Genomic DNA, 25,724 nt, shown 5'->3' on the forward strand with positions numbered 1-25,724 from the left:
AGGTGACGTAGGCGACAGTGCGCCCCGCGACGCGACTGCGTCACGGGGCACACCAGAGGCTGGTGGGGCCGACGAGGCTAGTGGGACACGGCCTTCTCGACGCCGACACCGGTGAGCGAGCGGACCTCCATCTCGGCCTGCTTGAACGGATCCTCGAGCTTGTTCCGGCCCACCCAGGTGCCGACGATGCCGAGCACGAACGCCAGCGGGATCGACACGATGCCGGGGTTGGCCAGCGGGAACCAGGCGAAGTCGACGTTCGGGAACATCGACGTCTTGGCGCCCGAGACGGCCGGCGAGAAGACGATCAGCACGAGGCAGGAGATCAGGCCGCCGTAGATGCTGAACAGCGCGCCGGTGGTGTTGAACTTCTTCCAGAACAGCGAGTACAGCAGCGTCGGCAGGTTCGCCGACGCGGCGACCGCGAAGGCGAGTGCGACCAGGAACGCGATGTTCTGCCCCATCGCGAGGATGCCGAGGACGATCGCGACGATGCCGATGACGACCACGGTGATCCGCGAGACCCGGACCTGCTCCTCCTCCGACGCCTTGCCGCGCTTGATGACGCTGGCGTAGATGTCGTGGGCGAACGACGCCGACGCGGTGATCGCCAGGCCGGCGACGACCGCGAGGATCGTCGCGAACGCGACCGCCGAGATGATGCCGAGGAAGATCGTGCCGCCGAGTTCGAACGCGAGCAGCGGGGCCGCCGAGTTCTCCTTGCCGGGAGCGGCCAGGATCTTGTCCGGGCCGACCATCTTCGCCGCGCCGTAGCCGAGGACGAGCGTGAACAGGTAGAAGGCGCCGATCAGTCCGATCGCCCACGTCACCGAGCGGCGGGCCTCCTTCGCGGTGGGCACCGTGTAGAAGCGCATCAGTACGTGCGGCAGACCGGCGGTGCCGAGCACCAGCGCGATGCCGAGCGAGACGAAGTCCAGCCGCGACATGTCGCTGATGCCGTACTTGGCGCCCGGCGCCAGCACGTCGCGTCCGGCGACGGCCTCGTTGGCGGAACCGTTCACCATGGTCTGCGCGTCCGCCAGCAACTGCGAGAAGTTGCCCTTCACCGCGAACAGTACGAGGACGAACATGATTCCGGCGCCGGCGATGAGCAGGACGGCCTTGACCATCTGGACGTAGGTGGTGCCCTTCATGCCACCGATCAGCACGTACACGATCATCAGCACGCCGACGACCGCGACGACGATCGCCTGGCCCGCAAAGTCCTTGATGTTCAACAGGAGAGCGACCAGGCCGCCCGCACCGGCCATCTGTGCGAGCAGGTAGAACAGCGACACGACGAGCGTCGACAGCGCCGCCGCCATGCGGACCGGACGCTGCTTCAGCCGGAAGCTCAGGACGTCGGCCATCGTGAATCGTCCTGTGTTGCGAAGCAGTTCGGCCACCAGCAGCAGCGCGACGAGCCACGCGACGAGGAAGCCGATCGAGTACAGGAAGCCGTCGTAGCCGTAGACCGCGATCGCGCCGGCGATACCGAGGAACGACGCCGCCGACAGGTAGTCGCCGGCGATGGCGAAACCGTTCTGCGGGCCGGAGAACTGGCCGCCGCCGGTGTAGAAGTCCGATGCCTTCTTGGTCGACTTGCTGGCGCGGATCACCAGGGTCATGGTGCCGACGACGAACGCGACGAAGATCGCGATGTTGAACAGCGGATTGCCGACGTCGGTCGCAGACTCCTGCGCGAGCGTGGTGATCACTGTGCCGGTCCTTCCAGTTCCTCGCGGATCGCCGACGACCGCGGATCCAGCTCACGGTTCGCGAACTTCACGTACAGCGCCGTGATCACGAACGTCGTGACGAACTGACCCAGCCCGAGCACGATTCCGAGGTTGACGTTGCCGAACACCTTGGTGGCCATGAAGTCCGACGCATACGTCGCGAGCAGGACGTAGACGCCGTACCACGTCAGGAAGAACGCGGTCATCGGAAAGACGAAGCGCCGCAGACGGTGCCGGAGTTCCTGGAACTCCGGACTGGCCTGCATGTCGACGAAGGCCTGCGCGTCGGGAGCCGGCCGCTGCGGCGGCGCTCCCGAACCGAGGTCGGTGGTGGTCATGAGCGGGGCTCCTCCGATGGCGGGCGACCTGCGTCGCGGGGTATGCCAAGCGACGCTAGTGAGAGCCAGGTCACAGGAGAAGCATGTGGCGCCAGTCACACGCCGAGCTGTCGGCGCGTGCGCCGAACGGTCGGTCGGCCGCGACGAGCGGTTCGTGCGTGGGAATTGCAGCTAGGGCCACTGCCAGCACCAGTAGTCGACAGCACTGCCGCCTGGCGGGCATTGCTGATGTCGGACGCTGGAGGGCGCGGGTATTTCTGGACGGATGTCCGTTATGTTCTTTCCCGGTGCCCGCGTCGTCTGTGGGCTACTGCGCGCCCCGGGGCGCGGAACGCTCCGGAAGGGAACATCCTCTATGGCCATCCTCGATCGGCCACGCCCGCGGCGGCTGGCTCGCGGCGCGGCGGCACTCAGCGCCGGCGCGCTGACGATCGCCGCGGTCCTGACCACCACCGTTGCCGGTCCGGCCGGCGCGGACACCGTCACCGCGACCGTCCCGGTCGGCGCGTCTCCGTCCGGGGTGGCGGTCAGCGGCGACCGCGCCTACGTCACCAACCGGGGCAGCGGCACGGTGTCGGTGATCGACACCGCCACCAACACGGTCATCGGCGACCCCATCCGGGTCGGCGCGGGGCCGTCCGGGGTGGCGGTCAGCGGCGACCGCGCCTACGTCACCAATCTGGGCAGCGGGGGCTCGGTGTCGGTGATCGACACCGCCACCAACACGGTCATCGGCGACCCCATCCGGGTCGGCGCGGGGCCGTCCGGGGTGGCCGTCATCGGCGACCGCGCCTACGTCACCAATCTGGGCAGCGGCACGGTGTCGGTGATCGACACCGCCGCCACCACGGTCATCGACACCGTCGCGGTCGGCGCGCAGCCGTGGGGGGTGGCGGTCAGCGACGGTCGCGCCTACGTCACCAACTGGGGCAGTGGCACGGTCTCGGTGATCGACACCGCCACCAACACGGTCGCCGACACCGTCACGGTCGGCGCGGGGCCGTTCGGGGTGGCGGTCAGCGGTGGTCGCGCCTACGTCACCAACCAGAACAGTGGCACGGTGTCGGTGATCGACACCGCCACCACCACGGTCGCCGACACCGTCACGGTCGGCGCGTTGCCGGTCGGGGTGGCGGTCAGCGGTGGTCGCGCCTACGTCACCGACTGGGGCAGTGGCACGGTGTCGGTGATCGACACCGCCACCACCACGGTCATCGACACCGTCACGGTCGGCGCGTGGCCGTACGGGGTGGCGGTCAGCGACGACCGTGCCTATGTCACCAACCAGAACAGCGGCACGGTGTCGGTGATCGCGATCGAGCAGGCGCCCGCCCTCGCCGGAACCCCCATCCCGGGAACGGTAGGCCAGCCCTACAACTACGCGTTCACCGTCACCGGGCGGCCCGCCCCCATCGTGACCGCCGCCCCCGGCGCCCTGCCCGACGGCCTCACCCTCTCGCAAGACGGGGTGCTGACCGGAACCCCCACCACCGCCGGACGATTCGAATTCACCCTCACCGCATCGAACGGCATCGGCGAACCCGCCGACCTGCCCGTGGTCCTCGAAATCACCGACACCCCGACCCCGGCCGGATCCCTCGGCTCGTTCGGATCCTTCGGATCGGCGACCTGGACCTCCTGACACCGGCACCACCACACACCTAGTGGCCGCCCACCCCCATCGACGGGGTGGGCGGCCACCGGCGTTCGACCGTCGAATGCGCACCACTTCACAATCCACCGAGCAGCCCACTTCTCGAATCGACAGGCGCCGAACAAACGAACGGCCCGAAATCGCAACTCACTGACACGGTGTCCAGTTAGTCTGACGACTGTCATCGAGATGGACGACATAGCCGGTCGACGGTCAGCGAGGAGTGGAAATGGCTTTCTCTCTTGTGATCTCCAACGGGACAGTGGTGGACGGGACCGGCGGCGAACCCTACGTCGCCGACATCGGCGTCCGGGACGGCCTCATCGTGGCCGTCGCGGCGGGCGGCGAGTTGAGCGGCGCGGACGCCGACGAGGTCATCGACGCGACGGGACTGCTGGTCACCCCGGGATTCGTGGACATCCACACCCACTACGACGGCCAGGTCACCTGGGACCCGATGCTCACGCCGAGTTGCTGGCACGGTGTCACCACCGCGGTGATGGGCAACTGCGGCGTGGGTTTCGCGCCGGTGGCCGACACCGACCGTGAGTGGCTGATCGGCCTGATGGAGGGTGTCGAGGACATCCCGGGCGCCGCGCTGTCCGCCGGGATCCGGTGGGGCTGGCAGTCGTTCCCGCAGTACCTCGACGCACTCGACCGGCTGCCGCTGGCCATCGACGTGGGCACCCACGTCCCGCACGGGGCCGTACGGGCGTACGTGATGGGTGCGCGCGGTGCCCGCAACGAGGCCGCGTCGACCGAGGACATCGCGTTGATGGCCAAGCTGGTCCGCGAGGGCCTCGAGGCCGGCGCGCTCGGGTTCTCGACGTCGCGGACCATCGTGCACCGGGCGATCGACGGGGAGCCGGTGCCGGGAACCTTCGCGGCCGAGGACGAGCTGTTCGGCATCGGGCAGGCGATGGCCGCCGCCGGCACCGGGGTGTTCGAACTGGCACCGGCGGGCATCATGGGCGAGGACCTCGCCGCCCCCGACCGGGAACTCGACTGGATGCTGCGGCTGGCCGAACTGACCGGCCGGACAGTGTGTTTCGGCCTGATGCAGCACGACAACGTGCCGAACGACTGGAAGCGACTGCTCGACGCGGCCGCCGCCGCGTACGAGTCCGGCATTCCGCTCCGGCCGCAGGTCCCGGCGCGCCCACTGGGCCTGCTGACCGGGCTGCAGTCGTTCAACGCGTTCAACACCCGGCCGAGCTACGTCGCGGCCGCCGCGCGCGCCGGCGGCGACCTGGACGCGCTGGTGGCGGCGCTGCGGGACCCGGCAACCCGCAGGGCGATCCTCGACGAATCCGATTCTCCCGACAACCGGATGCCGTACCTGAGCAGGCTCGACCGGACATTCGACCTCGGTCACCCACCGCAGTACGAGCCCGATCCCGACACCAGCCTCGCCCGCGAGGCCGAGCGCGCCGGGAAGGATCCGTTCGAGTACGCCTACGACCTGATGCTCTCGGACGAGGGCCGCGCGCTGTTCTTCCGTCCGCTGCTGGGCTACTCGGACTTCACGCTCGATCCGACCCGGGAGATGCTGATGCACCCCGCGACCGCGATCGGACTCGGCGACGGCGGCGCGCACGTGGGCGCGATCTGCGACGCGTCGAACACCACGTTCATGCTCACGCACTGGGCCCGCGACCGCAGCCGCGGCGACCTGATACCGCTGGCGACCGCGGTCCGGAAGATGACCCTCGACACCGCGACGATCTACGGGCTCGGCGATCGCGGCGTGATCGCCGAGGGCAAGAAGGCCGACCTCAACGTGATCGACTTCGAACGGCTGCAACTGCAGTCGCCGACGATGGTGCACGATCTGCCCGGCGGGGCCCGGCGCCTGCTGCAGGGGGCCGACGGCTACCGGGCCACCATCGTGTCCGGTCAGGTGGTGCTCCGCGACGGCGTCGACACCGGGGCCCGTCCCGGCGCCCTGATCCGCGGGGCACGCTGAGGACCGCGCTCACACAGTGAGCCGTCGGCTCACCACCAGGCGTTGGCGGCTCTCATCGGCCGACCGGTGGGCGGGGCGTCGGACTGCTGCAGGTACAGCAGTCCGTCCCGCTCCTCGGTCGTCCACGAGCGGATCGGGAGGAGCTTGGGCGAGCCGCCGACGCACTTCCCGTGCCCGTTCCAGCGCCACCGGTGCGCCGGGCAGTCGATGGTGTCGCCGACGACCCGGCCCTTGCTCAGGTCGGCGCCCATGTGCGGGCAGCGGGAGTCGAGGATGTGGATGACGCCGGCGCGGTCGGAGTAGGCGACGAGGTCGGTGTCGAACGCCCGCACGGCGTGCGGTTTGCCGTCTCGGTAGTCGTCGGCGGTTCCGAGGCAGTGCCAGTCCGACACAGGCTCTCCTTCTTCCGGGGCGTGCACACCGGAAGCACACGCAGACTGGTCACGTTCGCCGATACCCGCGACGGGCGTCAATCGCGAGACCCACCCACCGGAACCCGAATCACGTCGACCGCAGGTCGCCCTCGCGGTCGCGGCCCATGCCGAGGCGTTCCGGCGCGTGCATGCGCGTGAAGATGCGGCCCACGTCGCGCGGGATCTGCCGTCGGGTCGCGAGGCTGACGAACACCATCGCCGCGAACGACAGCGGGACACTGACCACCGCCGGATACCCGATGAGCACCGACGGCCAACCGTTCCACAGGGTTTCGGACGGCACACCGAGCACCGCGAGCAGCGCCGCTCCCCCGCCCGTCACCAGCCCGACGACCAGTCCGGCCGTCGCGCCCGCCGCGGTGAGCCCGCGCCACCAGATCCCGAGGACCAGCAGCGGGCACAGCGTCGACGCCGCGACCGCGAACACCAGACCCACCGAGCGGGACAGGTCGAGTGACGCGGCGCCGAGCGCGAGGGCCAGCGGCACCGTTCCGGCGAGCACCGCGGCGATCCGGAAGTCCCGGACCCGGCCGCGCAGCACGTCGGTGCTCAGCACGCCGGCGATGCTCACCAGCAGCCCGGACGACGTGGACAGGAACGCCGCGATCGCACCGGCCGCCACGAGCGCCGCGAGCAGTTGGCCGCCCCATCCGGAGAACACCGCGACCGGCAGCAACAGCACCGCCGCGTCCGACGTCCCGGTGATGAGCAACTGCGGGACGTACAGCCGCGCGAAGACCCCCAACAGCACCGGGAACAGGTAGAACACGCCCACGAGCGCGATCACGACCAGCGACGTCAACCGGGCGGCGCGCCCGTCCGGGTTGGTGTAGAACCGCACCAGCACGTGCGGCAGGCCCATCGCGCCGAGGAACGTGGCGAGGATCAGCGAGTACACCTGGACCATCGGGTGCGGGCCGCCGAAACCACCGCCCGGATCGGCCCACCCGGCGCCGTCGGCGGGCGCCCCGGCGACCACCGGAACCGCCGATCCCGCGGGCAGCACCAGCGTCGTCCCCTTGCCGAGTTCGTGCCGGCCGACGCCGAGTCGGAGGTCGCCGGACACCGCTCGTCCGTCGAGTTCGCCGTTCACCGTCACGTCGGTCGTGGTGGCCACCTGCACGACGACGTCGGTGGTGATGTCCACCGACGTCTGCGCCGCGACGGTGGGCGGGGCGGGCGCGCCGACCGGCCGTTCGTCGGCGAAGAAGTGCCCGGCCAGCACCAGCGCCGGGACCGCGACGGCGGTGAGTTTGAGCCAGTACTGGAACCCCTGGACGAACGTGATGGACCGCATGCCGCCGCCCACGACGTTGCCGATCACGATCACCCCGACCACCACGACACCCACCCAACCGGGCACGCCCAGCAGGATGTTCAGCGTCAGGCCGGCGCCCTGGAACTGCGGCACCATGTACAGCCCGCACACCAGCGCCACCACCACCATCGCGACGCGGCGCACCCGCACCGAGCCGAGCCGGAACTCCGCGAAGTCCGGCACCGTGTACGCGCCGGAGCGGCGCAGCGGTGCCGCGACGAACAGCAGCAGCCCGAGGTAGCCGGCGGTGAACCCGATCGGGTACCACAGCGCGTCCGCACCGTACTTGGCGATGAGCCCGGCGACGCCGAGAAATGATGCCGCCGAAAGGTATTCACCGGAGATCGCCGCCGCGTTCCACCGCGGCCCGACGCTGCGGGACGCCACCAGGAAGTCGGACGTGGTCCGCGCCAGGCGCACCCCGTAGATGCCGATGCCGACGGTGGCGACGGCGGCGGCGACGAGCGCGAGCACCGTCAGGAGGGGTATCGGCTGTCCGGTCATCGGTGCCGCCTCAGTCGTCGACCAGGTCGGCGAAGTCCTGTTCGTTGCGCTCCGCGGCGCGGATGTAGAACCAGCCCGCCCCCAGCAGCACCGGGAGCGGGACGATCGCGGCCAGCAACCACGGCAGGCGGACCCCGAACACCACGACGTCCGCGACGCCGGGGAACACGAGCAGCAGGACGGGCACCACGCCGAAGAGCAGTCCGACCGCTGCCGCGACCCGCGCGGCCAGACTGAGCTGGGCGCGGACGAGCCCGCGGATCATCGCGTCGCCGACCTCGGTCTGCTCCTGCACCTCGACCCGGGTCCGCACCATCCGGGCGCCGCGCCGCTTCGCGAGCACCACCCGCTCGCGGGCGGGTGGGACGGCGCCCGGCGACGTCACCTCGACGTCCAGTTCTGCCGCGGACCGCGGATGAGTTTGTCCTTCAGTTCCCGGGTGTGCCGACGGCTCACCGGCAGTTCCACCGAGGGCGCGGCGCCCTGCGGACGCAGGCACACCACCAGGCCCGAGCCGACGCTGCGGATGCCGGTCACCTCGCCGAGCGACACCAGGTACGAGCGGTGCACGCGCAGGAACCCGGCGTCCGCCCAGCGACTCTCGAGCGACGAGATGGGGATGCGGACGAGATGCGATCCGGTGGCGGTGTGCAGGCGGGCGTAGTCGCCGTCGGCCTCCACCCACTTGACCGTCGACCGCGGCACGAGCGTGGTGACGCCGCCGAGCTCGACGGGGATCACCTCGTCGGCCGACGACTCGTCGTCGGTGGCGTCGACGGTGCGGCGCCGACGCTCGACGATCCGGCGCACCGACTCGGCGAGGCGCTCCTCGCGCAGCGGCTTGAGCAGGTAGTCGACGGCCCCGAGGTCGAACGCCGCCACGGCCCGGTCCTCGTGCGCGGTCACGAACACCACCGACGGCGGGTTCGCGAACTGGGTCAGGATCCCGGCCAGCTCGAGCCCGTCGAGTCCGGGCATGTTGATGTCGAGGAAGACGGCGTCGACGCCGCCGTCCCGCAGGATGCGCAGCGCGGTGGTTGCGTCCCCCGCGGTGAGGATCCCCCCGATCTCGTCGCGGGCACGGAGTAGGAAGGCCAGCTCGTCGAGGGCAGGTCGCTCGTCGTCGACTGCCAGCACGGTCAGGAGGCCGTCGGTGGGCCCGTCAGAGATCTCGTTCACAACGGATCCATCGTGCCATGTTGCGCGGCCGGTTCGGACGAGGCGGGGCGAACGCTCGGGATCAGGCCCGGATGCCCGGCCGGAACTTGGGGACCCGCATGCTGACCTTGGTTCCGGCGCCGGGGGCCGTCTCGACCACCAGGCCGTAGTCGTTGCCGAACGCGGCCCGCAGCCGGTCGTCGACGTTGGCCAGGCCCACGTGCGCGGCCTCCGACGCGCTCGGTCCACCGGTGCCGGACGCGACGGCGTCGAGTTCCCCGGACCGGAGCAGCTCCGGATCCATCCCCACCCCGTCGTCCTCGACGCTGATCACGCAGTCCGGCCCCGCATCCGACGCCACGATCGAGACGGTGCCCCCGGCAGACTTGCCGGACAGCCCGTGCCGCACCGCGTTCTCCACCAGCGGCTGCAGCGCCAGGAACGGCAGCACGACGCTGAGCACCTCGGGCGCCACCTGCAGCCGCACCTGCAGGTTGTCGCCGAAACGCGCACGTTCGAGCGTCAGGTAGCGGTCGATGTTGCGCAGTTCGTCCGCGAGCACGGTGTACTCGCCGGCGGACCGGAACGAGTAGCGCGTGAAGTCGGCGAACTCGAGCACCAGTTCCCGCGCCCGCTCCGGGTCGGTCCGCACGAACGACGCGATGGTGCCGAGCGCGTTGTAGATGAAGTGCGGGCTGATCTGCGCGCGCAGCGCACGCACCTCGGCGCGGTCGAGCCGGGCCCGCGACGAGTCGAGGTCGGCGAGCTCGAGCTGACCGCACGCGTACCGCGCGACCTCGGTGAGCGCGCCGAGCATCGCCGGGCCGGGCTCGGTGGTGGTGACGACGACCAGGGCTCCGACGACGCCGGTGCCCTCGATCAGCAGCGGCTGCGCGACGAGGGCGCGCACGTCGTGCTCGCCGGCGCCGCGTTCGAGGTCGGCGTGCCCGACGAGGACGCGCCGGCCGCCGTCGATCGCGCGTCCGGCCGCGGCCGTCACCTGCGCCGACAGCGCGTCGTGCGGTCCCGTCCACGCCAGCAGACCGCCGTCCGGTCCCAGGATCGCGAGCGACTGCGCCCCGGTCAGCACCCGCAGGTGCGGCGCCGCCTCCCGCGCCGACGTCTCGTCGAGGCCGCGGCGCAGCGGCCTCGCGGCCAACGACGCGGTGTGCAGGGTGTCGTGCACGGCGCGCTCGGCGGGCGTGGTGAGCACGCGGCGCGTCCGCATCGCGACGTAGGTGAGCGACACCGCGACCGCGACGACGATCGCGGTCCAGACGAGCGCGCTCACCGCGGCGCCTGCCCGACGCAGGTCGACACCGCGGGGACCCCGGCGAACCGGTCCGCGATCCAGTCCACTGCCCCGGGCAGCGCCTTGGAGTCGGCGTGCACGTCGTCGGCGCGGTAGCGCAGTTCGACGACGTCGCCCTGCCCGCAGGCATGGCCGACCGCCGTGGTGGTCCAGTCGGGTCGGATGAGGTTGTCGCGCCCGGCGACGACCACGAGCAGCGGACCGGACGCCGGTTGCTGCGGTAGCGCGTCCTCGGTGAGCCACTCCCGCATCTGCACGACGTCACTCTCGCTGCGCGGCAACGTGTCCGCCGGTGTGAGGTTCAGCGCGACCGACAGCTTGCGCGATGCGAGCGCGCCGGTACACGACCGGATCACGTCGCGGTTCTCGGCGAGCGGGCCGCGGATGTAGGCGCTGGCATCGAGGTTGGGGTGCGACACGGTGAGCCCGTCGAGCAGCATCGGCAGGAAGATCTGTTGCGGGATGTCGAGCGTGACCGGGCCGCCGGACACGATCGGGGTGAGGTCGGCGGGCGGCGACAGGCTCGCGGCGCCGACGAACTCGAGTCCGTCGCCGTACTGTCCCGCGCGTTCGGCGGCGGCCCACGACGCCTGCCCGCCCTGCGACACCCCGATCGCCGCCCAGCGGGTGGAGGCGTCGGGCACGAGCGTCCGCGCGGCCCGGACCGCGTCGATCAGGTTGTAGGCCGCGGTGATCGGTTCGAGGTAGGGGTGCGGGCCGTCGGTGCCGAGGCCCTCGTAGTCGGTGACCGCGACGACGTATCCGCGGGCCAGCAGGTCCTGTACCAACCCGGCGGAGCCCAGCAGGTTGCCGTGCCGCGAGGGCGCGCACTCGTCGAGCAGACCGGTCGTGGGATGGCCGACGGTGACGACCGGCCACCCGCCCGGCGGTGCCTGGCCGGGCGGTGCGAACACCGTGCCCGACACCTCGGTGCCGCGCCCGTCGATCCCGGACGTCGACCGGTACAGGATCTTCTGCCCCGCCAACCCCTCCCCGGTGAACGGCTCGGCGGAGGCCACCACGCCGCGCTCGGCGGGGTCGGGCGAAGTCACGGTCTGCGAGGTCTGTGAGTTCTGCGTCGCCGTGGTCCGCGGCGTCTGGTCGTCGGCGGTGGCCGAGCAGCCCACCAGGGCCGCCGTGCACAGCAGCACGGCGAGCAGGGCACCGATTCGGGTCACGGATCGATTGTGCCCGTCAGGACCCCGTCTCAGCCACGACGCCTGCGCACCCGCTGTTCGGCGGCCGCTTCCTCGATGTCGCGGGACTCGAGTTCGGCGCGCAGCACCTCGTCGTCGAGGACGCCCTCGTCGCGGGCGGCGATCAGCGCGCTGCGTTGAGCCTGCAGGACCCGACGGCGCACCGAGTCGAACAGTGCGCCCGCCTGCTTGAGCTTGGTGTCGTTGCCGTCGTCGTCGCCCTCGGCCTCCTCGACCCGGGCCTGTGCGCGAACCGACATCCGCACCCGGTTGAGTGCCCGCACGAACTGGTCCGGGTCGACGCCGGCGGGCGGACCGGCCGCGACCTCGGCGAGCGCCCGGTCCGCGGCGTCGCCGGCGATCCGGCGGGCGAGCAGCGTCTGCTGATGGGTCCGCTCGAGTTCCGCGGGATCGGCGACGTCGAGGCGGCGGATCATGAACGGGATGGTCGCGCCCTGGATCAGCAACGTGCCGACCGCGACCACGAACGCGATCGCCTGGATGACGCCGCGGCCGGGGAACGGATCGCCCGACGCGGTGAGCACCGGGATACCGCCCGCGGCCGCGAGGGTGACCACGCCGCGCATGCCCGCCCACGACACCACCACCTTCTGGCGCCAGTTCAGGATGGGCTGCGTCGACCGGGAGCGGCGCGGGGAGAGCCGCAGATGCACCCGGCCCCAGTTGAGGAACACCCACACCGGCCGGACCAGGATCACCACCAGCAGCACCGCGAACCCGTACGCGAAGATGTGGTGGACCGGCAGGCCCTCGTCCGCGACGTCCTCGATCACGAACTTGAGCTGCAGCCCCATGTAGGCGAACACGAACATCTCGAGCAGCAGGTCGAGGGTCTCCCACAGCGACCGCTCCTGCAGCCGGGTGGGGATCGAGACGTTGGTCGCGTGATGCCCCATCACGAACCCGGCGACGACGACCGCGAGCACCCCCGAGGTGTCCAGCGACTCGGCCGCGAGATACGCCGCGAACGGCAACACCAGTCCCAGAACGGTTTCCAGCGGGGAGTCGTACATGCGGGCGCGCACCCACCGCACGACGGTGGCCATCACGACGCCGACGCCCACGCCACCGGCCACCTCGTACAGGAAGAACAGCACGGGCTGCTCGACGACGACGCGGGTGCCCGCGACGGCGGCGACGCTCACCGTGAACAGCGTCAGCGCGGTCGCGTCGTTGAGCAGTCCCTCACCGGTGAGGATCGCGAGGACGCGTTTCGGCAGTCCGAGTTTGCGGCCCACGCTGACGGCGCTGACGGCGTCGGTCGGTGAGACCACCGCGCCGAGGACGAGCGCTGCGCCGAGCGTGAACTCGGGCACCAGCCAGTTCGCGAAGAATCCGACGGCGAACGCCGTCACCAGGACCAGGCCCACGCCGAGCCGGAGGATCGAGGCGAAGTTGCGGCGCAGGCTGGCCATCGAGAAGTCGAGCGCCGCCGAGTACAGCAGCGGCGGCAGCACGACACCGAGGATGATCTCGGGATCGAGTTCGAGCCGCGGCATCCCCGGAATGAAGGACGCCGCGGACCCGAACGCGACCAGTACGAGCGGGACCTGCAGGTCCCGACGTTTCGCCAGACTCGTCACCGCGATGGCCACGATCATGACGAGCAGTACGAGTGTCAGGTGCACCCGTCGATTGTGCCGGTGGTCACACCGCGGATCGCACGCGGCTCACGGTCCGGCCGTCACCGGCTACTCCTTGGGCGGCACGACCTTCTTCGCAGCCTCGGCCGCCTTGTCGATCTTGTCGCTGTACTTGCCACCGGTCTTGTCGTCGGCGAGGTCCGCGGCCTTGTCGATCACGTCCTGCACCTTGTCCGAGTGCTCGGCAGCGAGTTCCTGCCCCTTGTTGACCAGGCCCTTGACCGAATCCATGAATCCCATGAACACATTCTCCCCTATCGGCGCGGGGGCGACCCGAGCGTCAGGCCGGACCGGGGACCGGCAGCGCGCCCGAACCGTCGGTGGCCCGTGCCCAGCGCGGCAGGATGAAGATGCCCTCGGCCTCGATGCACACGCCGTCGGGGCCGGAGATGTGGCCGGTGACGAACGTCTTGACGCCCTCGATGCGGTCGACGCAGGCCTCCACGTGCAGCCGGCCCAGCGGGGTCGGCTGCCGGTAGCGCAGGGTCAGCGTCGCGGTCATGCCCGGTGCGCCGCCGTGCTCGGCCGCCTCGCCGAGAACCTGATCGAGCAGCAGCGCGGAGATGCCGCCGTGGGTGAGCCCGGCCGGCCCCTCGTACTGCATGCCGAGTTCGACGTCTGCCCACACGCGCCCGTCCGGTTCACGCTGGATCCGCAACGGCGGCGCGACCGCGTTGCGCAGACCGACCACGGCATTGCCCCACGCCCGCCGGCTTCCCGACGCGTTCCAGCGCACCCCGTACGGATGCGGTCGAGTCTTCTTGGCCAGCAGAGCCTTCGCGGCCTCGAGGTGTTCGCGCGCCTGCCGGATGTCGTCGTCGTCGGACTCCGTGGCCAGCGCGAGTTCGACCAGATCCCGGACGCTCCCGGTGAGGTCGCCGTAGAACTCGGCCTCCCGCGCGATCTCCTCGTCCGTCAGGTCCTCGAAGACATAGAGACCCTGCTTGCTGTCGACCGATTCCGTCACCAACGCCTCATTCCCGCATGCACTCGATGTGCATCATGCACGTGACGTGGACAATACCGAGGTCTGCGTCACACCGTCTCGGCGCACCAGCGTGCGGAACTGGCCGACGGGATCCGGTCGTGGCGACCGGCCGGAACGATGCCCGGGAGCAGCACCAGCCACATCTCGTCGACGCGCCGGTCCACGTCCGAGAACCAGCTGCGCACCCGCGACACCAGTTGCGCGCCGGTGACGGCACCGATCAGGTGCCGAGCGAGGACCGGGGGCGACACGGTCTCGACGATGTCCCCCTGCTCGACGGCCCGCGTCACCACGCACGTCGCCCAGTCCGTCCACGGCAGGTACGGGTCCGGCGGTGCGTCGCCGAGGGCATCGGTCGCGCCGAGCTCGACGGTCAGGCGGATCCCGGCGCGCACGAGCGGATCGCTCGTCTGCCGCGCCATCTCGTGGCACAGCATCACCATCTGCTCGAGCGCCGACGCGTCGGTGGCGGCGATGGCCTCGAGCGACCGCACCGCGAGGCGGTTCTGCTCACGGATGATGTGCCGGGCGAGGCCGTCCTTGGAGCCGAAGTGGAAGTAGAGCGCGCCCTTGGTGATTCGTGCGCTCTCGACGATCTCCTCCACCCGGGCCCCGTAGTAGCCGACCCGGTCGAAGACCTCGGACGCGCGGAGCACGATCTGCTGCTGGGTCGCGACGGCACGCGCCTGTCGTGCCACTACGCACCTCCGCAGAGTCCCCGGGAGCCGACGGGTGATCGGTTGCCGGGACCGTACCACCCGACACCTGTCCACGCACCTGCCCACCCCACCGGGCGGGACGCCGTCAGTGCACCCCCGGGAGATCGTCGCTCGACGCGAACAGACGCCGGTGTTCCCCGTGGATCCGGCCGGTCACCCACCACGCGATCTCCACCAGCACGACACCCACCAGACCGATCAGGAGAGCCCCGGTCGTCGCGGCGACGTTCGACGGATCGAGCTTGAAGAACTCGCGCGTGAAGGAGAACCCGAAGAGGATGACGTACCCGAGGACCGAGCCCACGATCAGCACGATCTTCCACCACGTGTACGGACGGGCGACCACCGCGAGCACCCACAGCGCGATCATGATGAGGGTGATGAGCGCGGTCGTGCCGGCCTGCTCCACCTGCTGTTCGGTGGCCTCGGGACCCGCGTACGCGAGCAGGTACGACACGTACGTCGCGATGCCGATGATGACGCCGGACGGGATCGCCAGCCGCATGACGCGGGAGACGAACCCGGTGCGCGCCCGTTCGTTGTTCGGGGCGAGCGACAGGATGAACGCCGGGATACCGATCGTGAACCAGGCCGCGATCGTCACGTGCCGCGGCAGGAACGGGTACGGCACCGGATCGAATCCGAAGATCTGTGCGCCGACCCCGGAGATGCCGATGAGGAACGCCAGCAGCACCGAGTACACGGTCTTGGTGAGGAACAGATTCGACACCCGCTCGATGTTGCCGATCACGCGCCGGCCCTCGCCGACGACGTACGGCAGGGTCGCGAACTTGTTGTCCAGCAGCACGATCTGCGCCACGGCGCGCGTCGCGGGGCTGCCCGAGCCCATCGCGACTCCGATGTCGGCGTCCTTGAGCGCCAGCACGTCGTTGACGCCGTCGCCGGTCATCGCGACGGTGTGCCCGCGGGACTGCAGCGCACCGACCATCGCCCGCTTCTGATCCGGGCGCACCCGGCCGAACGTGGTGGACTCGTCGAGGGTGTCGGCCAGCTCCTCGGGGTCCTCCGGCAGCTTGCGGGCATCGATCGCGTGATCGCCGCCGGGCAGTCCGAGCGACGTCGCGACGGCACCCACCGAGACCGCGTTGTCACCGGAGATGACCTTGACGTCCACCTTCTGGCTCGCGAAGTACTCGAGCGTCTCGCGGGCGTCGGGGCGCACCTTCTGGTCGAGGATCACCAGCGCGCGCGGCGTCACGGTGCCGGGGGCGTCGGGTGCGTCGACGGGGCGGTCGCTGCTGCCGAGCAGCAGCACGCGCAGCCCCTGGGCGCCGACCTCCTCGGCCTGGCGGGCCATGTCGCTGTCCGGGTCGAGCAGGACGTCGGGGGCGCCGAGCAGCCAGTTGCCGTTGTTGCCGTACGACTGGCCGCTCCACTTCTTCGCGGACGAGAACGGCGCCACCGCGGTGGGCTCCCACGCGGGATCGTCGGACAGTGCCTCGCGGATCGCGAGCATGCTCGCGTTGGGCCGCGGATCGTCGGCGGCCATCGCGGCGAGCGCGCGGGCGGCCTGCGCGTCGTCGGGCTTGGCGGTACGCAGCTCGGCGAGCTTCATGCCGTTCTCGGTGAGGGTGCCGGTCTTGTCGGCGCACACGACGTCGACGCGGGCCAGTCCCTCGATCGCGGGCAGCTCCTGCACGAGGCACTGGCGCTTGCCGAGCCGGACGACACCGACCGCGAACGCGATCGAGGTCATCAGCACGAGGCCCTCGGGGACCATCGGCACCAGCGCCGCCACCATGCCGTTGAGGGCCGGACCGAGCGCCTGGCCGCTCGAGAACAGCTGGTTGTAGATGATCAGCAGACCCGCCGGGATCATCAGGTAGGTGATGAACTTGAGGATCTTGTCGATGCCGGAGCGCAGCTCGGAGTGCACCAGCGTGAACTTGCTGGCTTCCTCCGCGAGCTTGGCGGCGTACGCCTCGCGGCCCACCTTGGTCGCCCGGTAGGCGCCGCTGCCGGCGACGACGTAGCTGCCCGACAGCACCTGCGCGCCCACCGGCTTGTGCACCGCGTCGGCCTCACCGGTGAGCAGCGACTCGTCCACCTCGAGCGCCGACGCCTCCACGACGATGCCGTCGACCACGATCTGGTCGCCGGGACCGAGCTCGATGATGTCGTCGAGCACCACGTCCTTGGGCGCGACGGGTGCAGCCGTGCCGTCGCGGCGGACGACGGGCTTGGCCTGGCTGACGATCGCGAGCTGATCGAGTGTTCGTTTGGCGCGGATCTCCTGGATGATGCCGATCCCGCTGTTGGCGATGATCAGCAGACCGAACATCCCGTCGATGATCGATCCGGTCGACAGCACGATGATCAGCAGCACACCGAGAATCGCATTGATCCGGGTGAACACGTTTCCCCGGACGATGTCCTTGACCGAGCGGCTGGCCCGGTCGGGGACGTCGTTGGTCTGCCCGTTCGCGACCCGCTGCGCCACCTCGTCGGCGGTGAGGCCGTTCTCGATGTGCCGGGGATCGGTGTCCAGAGTGCCGACTGCGCCGCCGTCGACCGGATCGTCCGTTGCCATGACACGAAGGCTATTCCAACTGCCCGACGAGACGTCGGAAGGTCCGCGGTCCGGCCGCGTGCCGGGGCATGCTGTCCCCATGACGATGCGCGAGCAGGTGTCACTCACGTCCGGCGCCGACTTCTGGCACACGCACACCCCGCCGGTGGCAGGACTGCCGGCGATCATGCTCACCGACGGCCCGCACGGCGTCCGGAAGCAGGCGACGGCCGCGTCCGGGTACTCCCCCGAGTCGGTGCCCGCGACGTGCTTCCCGACGGCCTCGGCGCTCGCCGCGACGTGGGACGTCGAACTGCTCGAGGAGGTGGGCGTCGCGCTCGGCACCGAGGCGCGCACCGAGGGGGTGAGCGTGCTGCTGGGCCCGGGCGCGAACATCAAGCGCAGCGCGCTGTGCGGGCGCAACTTCGAGTACTTCTCCGAGGATCCGTTCCTGTCGTCCCGGATGGCGGCGGCGTGGATCCGCGGTGTGCAGTCCACCGGCGTCGGGGCGTCGCTCAAACACTTCGCGGTCAACAACCAGGAGTTCCGGCGCTACAGCGTCGACGCCGTCGTCGACGCCCGCGCGCTGCGGGAGATCTACCTCGCGAGCTTCGAGCACGCCGTGATCGACGCCGGTCCCGCCACCGTGATGGCCGCGTACAACCGGGTGAACGGCACCCACTGCGCCGAGAACCACTGGTTGCTCACGACGGTGCTGCGCGAGCAGTGGGGATTCGACGGGCTGGTCGTCTCCGACTGGGGTGCGGTCACCCGGCGCTCCCGCTGCCTCGCGGCCGGCCTCGATCTGGAGATGCCGGGCTACGGCGGGCGCGGCGACGACAACGTGCTCGCGGCGGTGCACGCCGGCGAACTGGATCCGGCCTCCGTCACCCGTGCTGCCGACGCCGTGACGCGCCTGATCGAACGGACCGAGACCGCGCGGGCGGCAGCACCCGGCTACGACGCGGCCGCCCACCACACGCTCGCGCGCTGGGCGGCCGAGGCCGGCACGGTGCTGCTCAGGAACGACGGCGTCCTGCCGCTGGCGGCGTCGTCGAGGATCGCGGTCGTCGGCGAGTTCGCGAAGCAGCCCCGCTACCAGGGCGCGGGCAGTTCCGGCATCACCCCGCACCGTCTCGACGACGCGTGGACCGATCTGACCGAACGGCTCGGCACCGATCGCCTCACGTACGCCCCGGGCTATCGGCGCGGGTCCGGGCGGACCGACCCGGCACTGCTCGACGGGGCGCGCGCCGTCGCCCGGGACGCCGACGTCACGGTGGTCTTCGCGGGGCTGCCCGACAGCTACGAGACCGAGGGCGTCGACCGCGCGGACCTGAGCCTGCCGGAGGGCCACGACGCGCTGATCGCCGCGGTGACCGAGGTGTGCCCGCGGGTGGTCGTGGTGCTCGCGAACGGGGCGCCGGTGACGATGCCGTGGCACGACGACGTCGCCGCGATCGTCGAGTGCTACCTGGGCGGGCAGGCCGCGGGCAGCGCGATCTCCCGCATCCTCACGGGCGACGCCGAACCCGGCGGCCGTCTCGCGGAGACGTTCCCACTGCGCACGTCGGACAATCCGGTGCACGTGTGGCCCGCCGGTCCGTCGGTGGTCGAGTACCGCGAGAGCATCTATGTCGGCTACCGCTACTACGACGCCGCGGGCCTCGACGTCCGCTACCCGTTCGGGCACGGGCTGAGCTACACGACGTTCGTGTGGTCCGAACTCGGGATCGCCGAGGTGGAGAACGACGATGCGTCCGAGCAGCGTTTCGACGTCTCGGTGCGCATCACCAACACCGGCGACCGTCCGGGCAGCGAGGTGGTGCAGGTGTACGTGCGGGACGTCGAGTCCACGGTGTTCCGGCCCGAGCAGGAACTGGCCGCGTTCGCGAAGGTCTTCCTCGTGGCCGGGGAGTCCCGCCGGCTCACGATCCAGGTGGATCGTCGCGCGTTCTCGTTCTGGGACAACACGATCGACGACTGGTCGATCGAGTCGGGGGACTTCGAGATCCGGGTCGGCGCATCGTCGCGCGACATCCGTATGGCCGCGACCGTGACACTCGAGTCGGACCGCGGCGGCTTCGACCCCGGCCCGGCCGCGTACCACGGCTCACCGGTGTTCGAGCGCACCGCGTTCGCGGAATTGTACGGAAAACCGCTGCCCGGCAACGTCGTCGATTCGCCCGGCCATTACACGGTGGACACCCCGATCGCCGACATCCGGCATCCCGCGGCGACCCTGCTGACCCGGGTGATGCGACGCCGGGTCGCGGCGATGGCGCCGACACTCGACGAGGACGACCCGCTGTCGCTGCTGTTCGAACGGTCGCTGCAGGAGCTACCGCCGCGGATGCTGCCGATGCTCACGCAGGGCGCGGTCACCCCCGATGCGGTGCAGGCCTTCGTCGACATCTGCAACGGGCACGGCCTGCGAGGTGCCCGCGCACTGGTGACGGCGCTGCGCCGGCGGTGATCTCGCCCGCGGCTCAGCTCAGCCCAGCGCTTCCCACCACTGCTTCTGCTCCGGCGGGCGCAGTCCGTCGACCCGCTGGCCCACCATCGGAATCGCCATGGGCACCTCCGCGGCGGCGGCCGCGTCGAGCAGTCGGGTGATCGGCTCGCCCCACGGATGGAACGCGAGGTTGAACGTGGCCCAGTGGATCGGGATCAACAGCGTGCCACGAATATCCAGATGGGTGCGGACCGCTTCCTCGGGGTTCATGTGGATGTCGGGCCAGCGCTCGTCGTAGGCGCCCACCGGCAGCAGCGTGATGTCGAACGGTCCGTACCGGTTGCCGAGGTCCGCGAAACGCGGTGTGTATCCGGAGTCGCCGCCGAAGAACACCCGGTGCCGGGGTCCGGCGATCACCCACGACGACCACAGCGTCGTGTCGCGGGCCAGTCCGCGGCCCGAGAAGTGCCGGGCCTCGGTGCAGGTGAGGGACAGCCCGTTCACCTCGGCCGTCTCGTCCCAGTCCAGTTCGACGATGCGATCGTCCGGCACGTTCCACCGCCTCAGGTGGGCGCCGACCCCGATCGGCACCACGAACACCGCGTCCTGCGTGCGCGCGAGTCCGGTGACGGTCGCCTGGTCGAGGTGGTCGTAGTGATCGTGCGAGATCACGACGGCGTCGATCGGTGGGAGGTCGGCCAGCGCCATCGGCACCGGGTGCATCCGGGCCGGGCCGACGACGGCGGACGGCGAGACCCGTTCGCTCCACACAGGATCCGCGAGCACCCGTCGGCCGTCCACCTCGAGCAGCACGCTCGAATGGCCGAACCACGTCACCGCCAGTTCGCCGGCCTCGGCGGGAGCCAGAGGCGTCGCGAGCGGAATCGACCGGCGCGGACGACCGGTGCTGCCGCGCGTGAGTAGCGCCTTCGCGAGCCCGGACTGGGAGCCGGCCGGCAACGACGAGCTGGGGTCGGAGTTGTGAAAACGGCTGTCGCGGTAGCGCGGTGAGCCCTCCGCGTACGGTTCGATCGCGGCGCGTGACGCCCCGAGCGCGGGCAACGTCCCCCACGCGGCGCGGGCCACCCAGCCGGCCCCGGCGGCGGCCGCCGCGACGAGCACTCCCCTGCCGATCATCGTCCGCCCCACTTCCCTATCGGCCCCGGAATTCGGGTGCCCGCTTCTCGAGCCGCGCCGCCCGCGCCTCCTGCGCGTCGTCGCTTCCCCACGCCGCATACAGCGCGGTGAGCTGCTCCTCGGTCTGCGGTTCGCGGGTGCCGTCGTCGTTGAAGACGAGCTTGAGGTGACGCAGCGACAGCGGCGCGAGTTCCGAGATGGTGCGCGCCCATTCCTGTGCGGTCACGAGATCACCGAACTTGTTGGCCAGCCCGCGCGCGAATGCCTCTTCCGCCGAGATGGTCTCGGCGCCGAGCATCATCGTCCGGGCGGGACCGCCGCCGACGAGGGACACCAGTCGGCGCACCGTCCACTTGTCGACCGTGATGCCGAGCTTTGCCGCGGGAACCCCGAACCGCGCCTCGGGGGCGACCACCCGCAGGTCGGCGGCCAACGCCAACTGGGTACCGGCACCGATCGCGGGCCCGTTGACGGCCGCGATCACGGGAACGGGAATCGAGTCGATCGTGTGCAGCATGCCGAGCAGGTGGTCGGTGAAGCCCTCGGCGTAGACGTCGCCGGACAGATCGGCGCCGGCGCAGAACGCAGTGCCCTGCCCGGTCAGCACGATCACGCGCGCCTCGTCCGCGACCGCCTTCTCGAGGGCCTCCCGCAGCTCGATGCACAACGCGGCACTGAGAGCGTTGCGCCGCTCCGGGCGCTGCAGCTCGAGCGTGACTACGTGGCCGTCACGGCTGGTCCCGATCATGTGGGTCCACTCGCTTTCTCGGGTGCGGGCCCCGTCCCTGCTGACGAGCCCCGGCGGGTGCGATCCGAACAGTACCTGTAACGCAACATCCACAGACACGCCGAGTTCGGTGGAACAACCGATACGTCGGCAGCGTTGCGGCAGATTCAGGCTATACAGATCGGAGCAGCATGGACACCGAGCTCGACGTCGTGGTCATCGGGGCCGGGCAAGCCGGGCTGTCCGCGGCGTACCACCTGCGCCGATCGGGCCTCGCGCCGGAACGCGAGTTCGTGGTGCTCGACCACGCCCCCGGCCCGGGCGGTGCGTGGCAGTTCCGCTGGCCGTCGCTCACCCTGCAGACCGTCAACGGTGTCCACGACCTCCCGGGGATGCCCTTCGCCGAGACGCTCGGGCCGGACGTCGACGCCGTGCAGGCCGCGGATGCCGTCCCGCACTACTACGGGCTCTACGAGAAGCAGTTCGAGTTGCCGGTCCACCGTCCGGTGCACGTGCCGGTGGTGTGCGAGCGCGGCGACCGGCTCGCGGTGGAGACTGCGGACGGAACCTATCTGACGCGCGGTCTCGTCAACGCGACCGGAACCTGGGAGCGACCGTTCGTCCCGTCGGTGCCCGGCGCCGAACGGTTCACGGGGCGCCAACTGCACACCCGCGACTACCGTAGCGCCCGGGACTTCGAGGGCGAGCACGTGATCGTCGTCGGCGGCGGCATCTCGGCGGTGCAGCTGCTCGACGAGATCTCGTGCGTCACGACCACCACGTGGGTGACGCGCCGCGAGCCGCAGTTCCGGGAGGAACCGTTCACTCCCGAGATCGGGCGCGCCGCCGTCGCGCTCGTCGAGGATCGGGTCCGACGCGGGCTGCCGCCGGGCTCGGTCGTCTCGGTGACCGGGCTTCCCGTGACGCCCGCCATCCGCGCTGCCCGGGAACGCGGTGTCCTGCACCGGCTCCCGATGTTCTCCGAGATCACCGAAACCGGCGTCCGGTGGGCCGACGGGACCGAGCAGCGTGCCGACGTCATCCTGTGGTGCACGGGTTTTCGCTCATCGCTCGATCATCTCGCGCCGCTGCGGCTGCGGGGCCCCGGCGGCGGCATCACGATGACGGGCCGCCTGGCGACGCAGGTCGCGGCCGATCCGCGGGTGCATCTCGTCGGGTACGGCCCGTCGGCGTCGACGATCGGCGCCAACCGTGCCGGCCGCGCCGCCGCCCGGGAGCTGATGCAGTTTCTGAAGCGGTGACGGCGGATCGGCTCTCGCCGTCTCAGTCCTCGCCTGCGACCTTCACGATCGGCGGCATCTCGTAACTGCCGTCCAACACCGCCTTGTCCGGGATGTACATCCGCAGCAGCGGCCGGAACGGCCCGGCCGGCGTCGGCAGCCAGTTGGCGCGGGCCACCGGATCCGCGGGCTCGGTGGCACTCAGAGTCAGTGTCAGCGAACCATTGTCACCGTAGACGAGACCCGGTGTGCGGTCACCGATCGAGTACCGCTCGATCGGGTTCGACACCAGGTAGAAGTGCGGCATGCTGTACATCGTGATCGACCAGAATGCCTCGACCGGCGGCGGCGAGGCGAACGTGATCGCATAGGTGTGCTCGCCGGTGAGCTGGGCACCCGTCGTGTCGGTGTAGATCTGGCTGTAGGCGGCCTCATACCCGTGGTTGCCCCACAACCCACCCATCGCGGCGGCCGCTCGAATGCCGATCGCCGTGGCCCGGTCCGAGATTCGCCACTCCGGGCTGTCGACGGTGCCGATCTCGAAGAAGTCGTCGTTGTAGTCGAAGATGTGGAACGCCTGGTGCCAGCCGTTGACGACGGTCGTGTCCGAACCCGACTTCAACGCCTGCTCCACCCGTGCCTTCCCCTGCTCAGCGCCCTCGACGAGCAGCTTCTTCAGCGCGGGATCGGGATCCACGTACGGCGACGCCCCGGACTCGAGCAACCCGAGCGGCGCGAAGGCCTGCTGCAGCGCGACGTCCCGGGGGGCCGGCGGAAACGCCTGCAGGTAGAGCCGGAGCTTCTCCCAGAACACCAGTTCCTCGGGCACCGCCGGGTCCGGCTCCGGCAGACCTTCCGGGTCCTTCGTGGCAAGAGGCGTCAGCGAGATCTCCTCCTGCAGAGCGCGAACCCGGTCGACATCGTCGGGTCCGTCGCACGCCCACCGGCCGACGATCGACACGATGCGCGTCGAACAGTGCACCGCGGTGGCGTCCGAGGGCAGCTCACCCGGCCAGCCCGGTGGAACCAGAACGTAGCGACCGGCTTTCGTCCCGGTTGCCCGCTTTCCGATATAAGCGAAATTGTTCGTCCAGGCGTCCACGAACTGCAGTACGAAATACGCGTCCGCAGTGTCGGGAACGTCGAGGATGAGCGGTCCGACACTCAAATCCAGCTGAGCCATCGAATAGATGGTGTCGTTGTTGATCGAGACGAACGTGTCGTCGGGGCCCGCGAGCCCGGCCGCATGGCTGAACGAATTGAACGGCGCAGCGGAGTTCGCTCCGACTCCTGTGGTCACGAACCGCTCGACCTGGGACAGATTGAAGACCGGAGCGAATCCGTAAACGAACGCGCTCACGACCGATTCGACACTCGCTGCCGAATTCGAACCAACTGCCGAATCCTCACTCGGGTGGGCCATGTGGCCATCTCACCATCACGAACCGGCCTGCGCTCGCGATACGGAAAGATTCGGTTCATCATGGTCTCGTGACCGATTTTCCCGAGTGGGCATCCACCCTCGATCTCGCCCCTCACCCCGAGGGCGGCTGGTATTGCGAAACCTGGCGGAGCGATATCGAGTTGCCCGGCGTGGCACTGCCGAACATGTTCGGCGGGGCACGCTCGGCGGGGACCGCGATCCTGTTCCTGCTCGAACCCGGACAGCAGTCCGCGTGGCACACGGTGCGCGGCACCGAGATCTGGCTGTACCACCGCGGCAGCCCGATCCTGCTCGAGATCGGCGGCGACGGCGACAGCCCCGATGCGATCACCACACATGTAGTCGGACCGGATATTTCGTCCGGGCAGAGCCCTCAGGTGATCGTGCCGCCCTGCGCGTGGCAGCGGGCACGGCCGATCGGCGACGAGGCGGGCCTCGTCAGTTGCATCGTGGTCCCCGGCTTCGACTTCGCCGACTTCCGCGTCGAGGGGCAGGAGTACCCCATGCCGTCGCCGGCGCAGTTCTGACGAACTCCCGTGGCGAGCGGATCCGGGGCCGTCACCGTCGTCGGTACCGACCCCGGATTCCCGCAGATACCGCGTTCCGGGCAGTCACTCGGTGCGGTATCCCGTCGCCGGCCTCGAGAACACCTCGCGCAGTGCCGGAACGAAGGACTCCAGTGGCATCGTCGGATAGTCCGGGTCGAAGGAGACTTGGTCCCACGAGCCGCAGAAGTGCGCCGTCGCGTCGAAGAAGGGGTTCTTGCGGTGACGCTCACGCGCGTTCGGGTCCAACCCGATCTTGTCGAAGTAGTGGTAGCCCTGGAACAAGCCGTGATGCTCGACCACCCAGACGGATTCCTCGTCCAGGTACGGCCTCAGGATCGACGCTGCCAACTCGGCGTGGTTCGCCGGCGCCATCGCGTCGCCCACGTCGTGCAGAAGTGCCGCCACGACCATGTCGACCCGCGCATCTTCACGAAATGCGCGCGAAGCGGTCTGCAACGAATGCTCGTAGCGATCGACGCGGTACCCGAGCGTGGGACCCTTCAGGTGTTCGAGAAGGTCGACCATCGTCTCGACCAACTTCTCGTTCAGGTGCTTCTTCGAAAGCTCGACGATGAGCGACAGTTCCTCGGGTGTCGCGTCGTCCATACGGATGAACGACACCTGGGGTTCCGGTGTGCTGATTGCGTTCACG

22 protein-coding genes are annotated in these 25,724 nt (G+C 70.2%); 5 read left to right on the forward strand and 17 right to left on the reverse strand.

The annotated features are described in order from the left end of the window. Positions 1 to 77: 77 nt before the first annotated feature. Positions 78 to 1,718 (reverse strand): monocarboxylic acid transporter, encoded by a 1,641-nt coding sequence (locus LCL87_RS02475; RefSeq protein WP_225016289.1) that lies wholly within the window; start codon positions 1,716 to 1,718, stop codon positions 78 to 80. Continuing rightward, positions 1,715 to 2,077: a DUF485 domain-containing protein gene (locus LCL87_RS02480; protein WP_225016291.1), complete on the reverse strand. Its 363-nt coding sequence runs from the start codon at positions 2,075 to 2,077 to the stop codon at positions 1,715 to 1,717. The genes LCL87_RS02475 and LCL87_RS02480 overlap by 4 nt, the downstream gene beginning before the upstream one ends. A 355-nt stretch (positions 2,078 to 2,432) precedes the next feature. Between LCL87_RS02480 and LCL87_RS02485 the strand changes: the two genes are divergently transcribed. Together LCL87_RS02485 and LCL87_RS02490 are read left to right on the forward strand one after the other, a co-directional pair. Then, positions 2,433 to 3,719: a YncE family protein gene (locus LCL87_RS02485; protein ID WP_225016293.1), complete on the forward strand. Its 1,287-nt coding sequence runs from the start codon at positions 2,433 to 2,435 to the stop codon at positions 3,717 to 3,719. Between the two features lie 241 nt (positions 3,720 to 3,960). After that, positions 3,961 to 5,697, forward strand: a complete 1,737-nt coding sequence (locus LCL87_RS02490; RefSeq protein ID WP_225016295.1) for an amidohydrolase family protein — start codon at positions 3,961 to 3,963, stop codon at positions 5,695 to 5,697. A gap of 29 nt (positions 5,698 to 5,726) precedes the next feature. On the opposite strand, the gene LCL87_RS02495 is transcribed toward LCL87_RS02490, so the two are convergent. From LCL87_RS02495 to LCL87_RS02545, 11 genes are all read right to left on the reverse strand, one after another. Beyond that, the gene (locus tag LCL87_RS02495) at positions 5,727 to 6,089 is read right to left on the reverse strand and encodes a Rieske 2Fe-2S domain-containing protein (protein WP_225016297.1); all 363 of its coding nucleotides are present in this window, start codon (positions 6,087 to 6,089) and stop codon (positions 5,727 to 5,729) included. Between the two features lie 109 nt (positions 6,090 to 6,198). After that, complete coding sequence (locus LCL87_RS02500) at positions 6,199 to 7,953, reverse strand: sodium/solute symporter (protein ID WP_225016299.1); 1,755 nt, start codon at positions 7,951 to 7,953, stop codon at positions 6,199 to 6,201. 10 nt (positions 7,954 to 7,963) lie between these two features. Then, a complete protein-coding gene (locus LCL87_RS02505) occupies positions 7,964 to 8,269 on the reverse strand; it encodes a hypothetical protein (protein WP_237691668.1) in 306 nt (101 codons plus the stop codon). A 65-nt stretch (positions 8,270 to 8,334) separates the two neighbouring features. Further along, positions 8,335 to 9,132 (reverse strand): LytR/AlgR family response regulator transcription factor, encoded by a 798-nt coding sequence (locus LCL87_RS02510; RefSeq protein ID WP_225016302.1) that lies wholly within the window; start codon positions 9,130 to 9,132, stop codon positions 8,335 to 8,337. Positions 9,133 to 9,193: 61 nt separating this feature from the next. Further along, entirely contained in the window at positions 9,194 to 10,339 is a 1,146-nt protein-coding gene (locus tag LCL87_RS02515; RefSeq protein WP_225016684.1) for a histidine kinase, read from the reverse strand. Between the two features lie 59 nt (positions 10,340 to 10,398). Next, a complete protein-coding gene (locus tag LCL87_RS02520) occupies positions 10,399 to 11,601 on the reverse strand; it encodes a lipase family protein (protein ID WP_225016304.1) in 1,203 nt (400 codons plus the stop codon). A gap of 29 nt (positions 11,602 to 11,630) precedes the next feature. Further along, entirely contained in the window at positions 11,631 to 13,241 is a 1,611-nt protein-coding gene (locus LCL87_RS02525; RefSeq protein WP_237691671.1) for a Na+/H+ antiporter, read from the reverse strand. A 90-nt stretch (positions 13,242 to 13,331) separates the two neighbouring features. Next, positions 13,332 to 13,523, reverse strand: coding sequence for an antitoxin (locus LCL87_RS02530; RefSeq protein WP_225016307.1), 192 nt, complete (start codon positions 13,521 to 13,523; stop codon positions 13,332 to 13,334). 40 nt (positions 13,524 to 13,563) lie between these two features. Next, positions 13,564 to 14,250, reverse strand: coding sequence for a PaaI family thioesterase (locus LCL87_RS02535; RefSeq protein WP_225016309.1), 687 nt, complete (start codon positions 14,248 to 14,250; stop codon positions 13,564 to 13,566). Between the two features lie 68 nt (positions 14,251 to 14,318). Then, positions 14,319 to 14,969, reverse strand: coding sequence for a ScbR family autoregulator-binding transcription factor (locus LCL87_RS02540; protein WP_225016311.1), 651 nt, complete (start codon positions 14,967 to 14,969; stop codon positions 14,319 to 14,321). Between the two features lie 106 nt (positions 14,970 to 15,075). Then, complete coding sequence (locus LCL87_RS02545; RefSeq protein WP_225016313.1) at positions 15,076 to 17,541, reverse strand: HAD-IC family P-type ATPase; 2,466 nt, start codon at positions 17,539 to 17,541, stop codon at positions 15,076 to 15,078. Positions 17,542 to 17,620: 79 nt separating this feature from the next. Between LCL87_RS02545 and LCL87_RS02550 the strand changes: the two genes are divergently transcribed. Continuing rightward, complete coding sequence (locus tag LCL87_RS02550; protein ID WP_225016316.1) at positions 17,621 to 19,996, forward strand: glycoside hydrolase family 3 C-terminal domain-containing protein; 2,376 nt, start codon at positions 17,621 to 17,623, stop codon at positions 19,994 to 19,996. Between the two features lie 18 nt (positions 19,997 to 20,014). Here LCL87_RS02550 and LCL87_RS02555 read toward each other — a convergent pair whose 3' ends face one another. Both LCL87_RS02555 and LCL87_RS02560 read right to left on the reverse strand, forming a co-directional pair. After that, on the reverse strand, positions 20,015 to 21,112 hold the full coding sequence (locus tag LCL87_RS02555) for an MBL fold metallo-hydrolase (RefSeq protein WP_225016318.1): 1,098 nt from the start codon (positions 21,110 to 21,112) through the stop codon (positions 20,015 to 20,017). 16 nt (positions 21,113 to 21,128) lie between these two features. Next, complete coding sequence (locus LCL87_RS02560) at positions 21,129 to 21,860, reverse strand: enoyl-CoA hydratase (RefSeq protein ID WP_225016320.1); 732 nt, start codon at positions 21,858 to 21,860, stop codon at positions 21,129 to 21,131. A 170-nt stretch (positions 21,861 to 22,030) separates the two neighbouring features. Between LCL87_RS02560 and LCL87_RS02565 the strand changes: the two genes are divergently transcribed. Then, positions 22,031 to 23,101, forward strand: a complete 1,071-nt coding sequence (locus tag LCL87_RS02565) for an NAD(P)-binding domain-containing protein (RefSeq protein WP_225016322.1) — start codon at positions 22,031 to 22,033, stop codon at positions 23,099 to 23,101. A gap of 22 nt (positions 23,102 to 23,123) precedes the next feature. Here LCL87_RS02565 and LCL87_RS02570 read toward each other — a convergent pair whose 3' ends face one another. Then, positions 23,124 to 24,503, reverse strand: coding sequence for a DUF1254 domain-containing protein (locus LCL87_RS02570; protein ID WP_225016324.1), 1,380 nt, complete (start codon positions 24,501 to 24,503; stop codon positions 23,124 to 23,126). Between the two features lie 68 nt (positions 24,504 to 24,571). On the opposite strand from LCL87_RS02570, the gene LCL87_RS02575 reads away from it, so the two are divergent. Beyond that, the gene (locus tag LCL87_RS02575) at positions 24,572 to 25,051 is read left to right on the forward strand and encodes a cupin domain-containing protein (RefSeq protein WP_225016326.1); all 480 of its coding nucleotides are present in this window, start codon (positions 24,572 to 24,574) and stop codon (positions 25,049 to 25,051) included. Between the two features lie 84 nt (positions 25,052 to 25,135). Here LCL87_RS02575 and LCL87_RS02580 read toward each other — a convergent pair whose 3' ends face one another. Beyond that, positions 25,136 to 25,723, reverse strand: coding sequence for an HD domain-containing protein (locus LCL87_RS02580; RefSeq protein WP_225016334.1), 588 nt, complete (start codon positions 25,721 to 25,723; stop codon positions 25,136 to 25,138). Between the last annotated feature and the right edge of the window lies 1 nt (position 25,724).

Origin of the sequence: Prescottella equi (assembly GCF_020171745.1) — a bacterium.
Classification (GTDB): Bacteria; Actinomycetota; Actinomycetes; order Mycobacteriales; family Mycobacteriaceae; genus Prescottella; species Prescottella equi_A.

Coding starts and splice junctions, on each gene's coding strand:
- LCL87_RS02480 (WP_225016291.1), bottom strand. CDS start 2,077: ATGACCACCACCGACCTCGGTTCGGGAGCGCCGCCGCAGCGGCCGGCT.
- LCL87_RS02485 (WP_225016293.1), top strand. CDS start 2,433: ATGGCCATCCTCGATCGGCCACGCCCGCGGCGGCTGGCTCGCGGCGCG.
- LCL87_RS02490 (WP_225016295.1), top strand. CDS start 3,961: ATGGCTTTCTCTCTTGTGATCTCCAACGGGACAGTGGTGGACGGGACC.
- LCL87_RS02500 (WP_225016299.1), bottom strand. CDS start 7,953: ATGACCGGACAGCCGATACCCCTCCTGACGGTGCTCGCGCTCGTCGCC.
- LCL87_RS02505 (WP_237691668.1), bottom strand. CDS start 8,269: ATGGTGCGGACCCGGGTCGAGGTGCAGGAGCAGACCGAGGTCGGCGAC.
- LCL87_RS02515 (WP_225016684.1), bottom strand. CDS start 10,339: ATGCGGACGCGCCGCGTGCTCACCACGCCCGCCGAGCGCGCCGTGCAC.
- LCL87_RS02525 (WP_237691671.1), bottom strand. CDS start 13,241: ATGATCGTGGCCATCGCGGTGACGAGTCTGGCGAAACGTCGGGACCTG.
- LCL87_RS02530 (WP_225016307.1), bottom strand. CDS start 13,523: ATGGGATTCATGGATTCGGTCAAGGGCCTGGTCAACAAGGGGCAGGAA.
- LCL87_RS02545 (WP_225016313.1), bottom strand. CDS start 17,541: ATGGCAACGGACGATCCGGTCGACGGCGGCGCAGTCGGCACTCTGGAC.
- LCL87_RS02550 (WP_225016316.1), top strand. CDS start 17,621: ATGACGATGCGCGAGCAGGTGTCACTCACGTCCGGCGCCGACTTCTGG.
- LCL87_RS02555 (WP_225016318.1), bottom strand. CDS start 21,112: ATGATCGGCAGGGGAGTGCTCGTCGCGGCGGCCGCCGCCGGGGCCGGC.
- LCL87_RS02560 (WP_225016320.1), bottom strand. CDS start 21,860: ATGATCGGGACCAGCCGTGACGGCCACGTAGTCACGCTCGAGCTGCAG.
- LCL87_RS02565 (WP_225016322.1), top strand. CDS start 22,031: ATGGACACCGAGCTCGACGTCGTGGTCATCGGGGCCGGGCAAGCCGGG.
- LCL87_RS02570 (WP_225016324.1), bottom strand. CDS start 24,503: ATGGCCCACCCGAGTGAGGATTCGGCAGTTGGTTCGAATTCGGCAGCG.